This window comes from Oleiphilus sp. HI0128 (assembly GCF_001635365.1).
Genome location: NZ_LWGG01000446.1, coordinates 1 through 535, shown reverse-complemented (window position 1 = coordinate 535; position 535 = coordinate 1). Strand labels below are relative to the sequence as shown.

Here is a 535-nt window from a genome sequence, read left to right as displayed (position 1 = left end):
CATTACCACTGATTACTCGGAAGCTTTATTAGAGCTAATTACACCGGTTGAAGACTCTAGAGAAGGCCTGCTAAAAACATTGCAAGATACGCATAAGTTTGTTGCTAGCAATATTGGCAATGAAGTTCTCTGGTCTGGCAGCATGCCCTGCAAGCTTGATGGCGAGCACAGCATTCGTATTGCTGAATATGGCGACTCCAACATTGGACGCTTGAAGTACGTCTACCGGGAAGGTCTAGGCCATCGATACGGCCGAACCATGCAAAGCATTGCGGGCCTGCACTTCAACTTCTCGATCAATGACTCCCTTTGGCTTAATCTAAAAGAAGCGCATGGCAATAAAGAGCAGTCACTACAAGACTTTAAGTCGGAGCAATATTTCGCTCTGATTCGAAACTTTCGTCGCTACTCTTGGCTACTCATGTATTTATTCGGTGCGTCGCCTTGCCTAGACCAGAGTTTTGTCGCTGGCCAAAATCACTGCCTCGAATCATTTGATGATAAGGGCACGCTGTATAAGCCTTATGCTACCTCG

General features: G+C 46.4%; 1 pseudogene. It reads left to right on the top strand.

The annotated features are described in order from the left end of the window. A pseudogene (locus A3763_RS05450) lies at window positions 1-535 on the top strand (glutamate--cysteine ligase); the annotation flags it as partial.